4 protein-coding genes are annotated in these 4,103 nt (G+C 62.8%); all 4 read left to right on the top strand.

The annotated features are described in order from the left end of the window. Positions 1-274 (top strand): FAD-dependent oxidoreductase (locus ACEQXV_RS18000; protein ID WP_370270327.1); only part of this gene is annotated, 274 nt, incomplete at its 5' end. A gap of 174 nt (positions 275-448) precedes the next feature. Then, the gene (locus tag ACEQXV_RS17995) at positions 449-2,524 is read left to right on the top strand and encodes a bifunctional sulfate adenylyltransferase/adenylylsulfate kinase (RefSeq protein WP_370270326.1); all 2,076 of its coding nucleotides are present in this window, start codon (positions 449-451) and stop codon (positions 2,522-2,524) included. Between the two features lie 222 nt (positions 2,525-2,746). Beyond that, positions 2,747-3,784 carry a Hint domain-containing protein gene (locus ACEQXV_RS17990; RefSeq protein WP_370270325.1) on the top strand — a complete coding sequence of 346 codons (1,038 nt, stop codon included), beginning with the start codon at positions 2,747-2,749 and terminating at the stop codon, positions 3,782-3,784. 136 nt (positions 3,785-3,920) lie between these two features. Continuing rightward, a partial coding sequence (locus ACEQXV_RS17985; protein ID WP_370270323.1) for a hypothetical protein occupies positions 3,921-4,103 on the top strand: 183 nt, incomplete at its 3' end.

Raw genomic sequence — 4,103 nt, 5'->3', positions numbered from 1 at the left:
CGTGGAGACAGGCGAGATCACCGAGATCCCCTGCAAGGGCGTCTTCGTGGCGATCGGCCATGCGCCTGCCAATGAACTGGTCAAGGACGTGCTGGACCTGCACAACGGCGGCTATGTGAAGGTCGAGCCGGGCAGCACCCGAACCTCGATCCCCGGTATCTTCGCGGCAGGCGACCTGACCGACCACAAGTATCGCCAGGCCGTGACCAGCGCCGGGATGGGCTGCATGGCCGCGCTCGACGCCGAACACTGGCTGGCCGAGCAGGACGGATAAGACGCGCAGGCCAGTTCTACGGAATAGACGGACCAAGACGCCCCGCCCATCCGGCGGGGCGTTTCGCGTTTTGTCGTTTGCGCAGTTTTTTTATCCTTTTCGGAACTTTCCTCTTTGCTGCACCTGCGAAATGTGACATATGTTCATTCGTGAACAAACTCAGAGTCGCGTGCCATGAGTGCCCCTCGCCCCGCCACAGCCCTGCCGGAAGATGACCTGCTCTTCCGCCTTCTGCGCCAGCTCGACGCGGCGCCGGAGGTGTCTCAGCGGGTCATGGCAGAAGCCGTGGGCGTTTCGCTTGGGCGGCTCAACGCGGTTCTCAAGGCGGTGACCGAGGCGGGCTTCGTCGAGATCACCGATCGGAACAGCCCCGACCGGCGGCAGCGCTACGGCTATGCGCTGACCCCGCGCGGGGCGGCGGAAAAGGCTCGTCTGACCGACCGGTTCCTGGCCCGCAAACTTGCCGAGTACGACGCCCTGCATGCCGAACTGACCGGCAGCACCAGCGGCCTTCTTTCCCTCAAGACTAGGACACAAGTGATGCAGAACCACCTTGCCCCCATTCAGGAGCTGTTCGTTTCCCCCGACAGCGCGCAGAAACTCAAGCGCGACGCGGGCGACATGATTTCCTGGGACCTGACCCCGCGCCAGATCTGCGATCTGGAACTGCTGATGAATGGCGGCTTCAGCCCGCTGAAGGGATTCATGAGCGAGGAGGACTACAACGGCGTCGTGGACAACATGCGCCTGGCGGATGGCTCGCTCTGGCCGATGCCGGTGACGCTCGACGTGTCCGAGGACTTTGCCGCCAAGGTCGAACCCGGCCAGGACATCGCGCTGCGCGACCAGGAAGGCGTGATCCTGGCGATCCTGTCGATCAGCGACAAATGGGTGCCCAACAAGGCGCGCGAAGCGGAAAAGGTGTTCGGGGCAGATGACGTGGCGCATCCGGCGGTGAACTACCTCCATCACGTGGCAGGCCCCGTCTACCTTGGCGGCCCGGTAACCGGCATCCAGCCGCCGATGCATTACGATTTCCGCGCCCGCCGCGACACGCCCAACGAACTGCGCGCCTATTTCCGCAAACTGGGCTGGCGCAAGATCGTGGCCTTCCAGACCCGCAACCCGCTGCACCGCGCGCATCAGGAACTGACTTTCCGCGCCGCCAAGGAAGCGCAGGCCAACCTGCTGATCCACCCGGTCGTGGGCATGACCAAGCCGGGCGACGTGGACCATTTCACCCGCGTGCGCTGCTACGAGGCGGTGCTGGACAAGTATCCGGGCTCGACGACTACGATGTCGCTCTGGCCGCTGGCCATGCGCATGGCGGGCCCGCGCGAAGCCGTGTGGCACGGTCTTATCCGCAAGAACTACGGCTGCACCCATTTCATCGTTGGACGTGACCATGCCGGACCCGGCAAGAACTCTGCCGGCGAGGATTTCTACGGCCCCTATGACGCGCAGGACCTGTTCCGCGCCCATCAGGAGGAAATGGGAATCGAGATGGTGGACTTCAAACACATGGTCTACGTGCAGGAACGCGCCCAGTACGAACCTGCGGATGAAATCCACGACCGCGACAGCGTGACGATCCTGAACATTTCTGGCACCGAGCTGCGCCGCCGCCTGCGCGAGGGGCTGGAAATCCCCGAATGGTTCAGCTTCCCCGAGGTGGTGAACGAGTTGCGCCGCACCTCGCCGCCGCGCTCCAAGCAGGGCTTCACCGTGTTCTTCACCGGCCTGTCCGGTTCGGGCAAGTCGACCATCGCAAACGCCATCATGGTCAAGCTGATGGAAATGGGCGGGCGCCCGGTGACGCTGCTCGATGGCGACGTGGTGCGTAAACACCTGTCGTCGGAACTGGGCTTCTCGAAGGAACATCGCGACATCAACATCCGCCGCATCGGCTATGTCGCGAGCGAGATCACCAAGAATGGCGGCATCGCCATCTGCGCCCCGATCGCACCCTATACCGCCACCCGCCGCGCCGTGCGCGAGATGATCGAGGCCTATGGCGCTTTCGTCGAGGTGCATGTGGCAACCTCGCTTGAAGAATGCGAACGGCGCGATCGCAAGGGGCTCTATGCCCTGGCGCGGGAAGGCAAGATCAAGGAGTTCACCGGGATTTCGGACCCATACGAGGCCCCGACCCATGCCGAGCTGGTGGTCGACACCGAGGGCATGGACGTGGACTTCTGCGCGCAGCAGGTGCTGCTGAAGCTGGAATCGATGGGCCTGATCGCCGCCTGATCCGCCCTTTCGCCACAAATGATGCAAGGCCTCGCCTCCCTTGGCGGGGCCTTGTTTCTTGGGGCTCCTCCTTAACCTTTAGGCAAGAATTGCAGCGAAACTGCCGCAATTCGCCCCGGGAATGCCCGGCTTTGGCCCTCAGCGTTTCACGCTGCTCCGGTAGGTGTCAGTGCATCCCCCCGTGGGCATTGGCCCCGGGGCAATGCAGGAGCGCGTGACACGATGCCCAGTTACGATATGCAGGCCTGGTCCCTTGCCGATTTCGGATCCCCCGCCTCGTTCAACGTGGGCGACAGTTTCACCGTGGGTGCCGGGGCATCGGCCGATATCGTGACCGTCACCGATGGTGGCACCGACGACACGCCCGATGACTTCAACCCGGTCGACAGCGACCAGCTGGTCAGCGGCACGGTGGACGGCACCACCTACACGAACGCGCTGCACCAATACGAAATCGGCTACCAGGTGACCGATGGCACAAATACCTTCGTGCTGATCTGGGTAAACACCGGTGCCAACCAGCAAGGCAGCAACCAGAACGTCACCAGTGACGGCTATTTCGTGGTGATGGAGGACCCGTCCAACCCCGGCCAGGGGGGCATTGTTCCGGGCACGACCTACACGATCGTCGACAAGGACATCTCGGTCAATTACTCGAACGGCAACGGTTTCGACACCGATCCGCTCTATTCCGATTTCTTCGTCTGCTTTGCCCGCGGCACCCGCATCGATACCGCGGACGGAGAACGCCCCATCGAGACGATCCGCGAAGGGGACTTCGTGCGGACCCGCGACGAAGGCTTGCAGCCGGTTCGCTGGATCGGGCACCGCAGGGTCTCTGGAAGGGGATCGCTGGCGCCGATTTCGATTTCGAAAGGGGCCCTGGGGAATACGCGGGCCCTGCTGGTTTCGCCCCAGCACCGGATTCTGATCCGAGGCTGGCGGGCCGAGCTTTTCTTCGGGCAACCCGAAGTGCTGGTCGCGGCCAAGCACCTCGCGGACGGAGACCGGATCTGCGCCCACCCCTGCCGCGACGTGGAATACTGGCACATGCTGTTCGACCGCCATCAGATCGTTCTGGCAGAGGGGATCGAAACCGAGAGCTTCTATCCCGGCGACGGCAGCCTTTTGGCCCTCGACCGGGCCGCACAAGAAGAGCTTTTCGCGATATTTCCCGAACTGCGCAGGGGTGTGATGGGCTATGGTCCTATCGCGCGCGCCTGTGTAACGGGTGCAGAGGCAAAAACCCTCGTTTCCTAAAGTCCTGATTAACAATCATTAGTTGACGCAAGGTCACTTAATCGCAACACCCCGAACCGGAATCTGCAGCCTCTATTGAGGGAATCGGCCCGCGGGCGGACCCTTATCCATGTTTCGTGATAGGGGGATCATTGCGATGAGAAGACTAATCACAGCTTTGGCAGGGGCGGCACTGTCGCTCGTCATGGCCACTGGCGCCTTCGCCCAGAGCTTTCCTTTCAGCTTCAGCGGACCAAGCAGCCTGCTCGGCGCACCGGACCGTCTGACCTTCGGACTGACGCGGTCGATCTGTAGCGACTGCCGCGCCATCGCAGGCAGC

This window comes from Nioella sp., from assembly GCF_964229645.1.
Lineage (GTDB): Bacteria > Pseudomonadota > Alphaproteobacteria > Rhodobacterales > Rhodobacteraceae > Nioella.
This window is presented reverse-complemented; position numbering and strand designations above follow the sequence as displayed.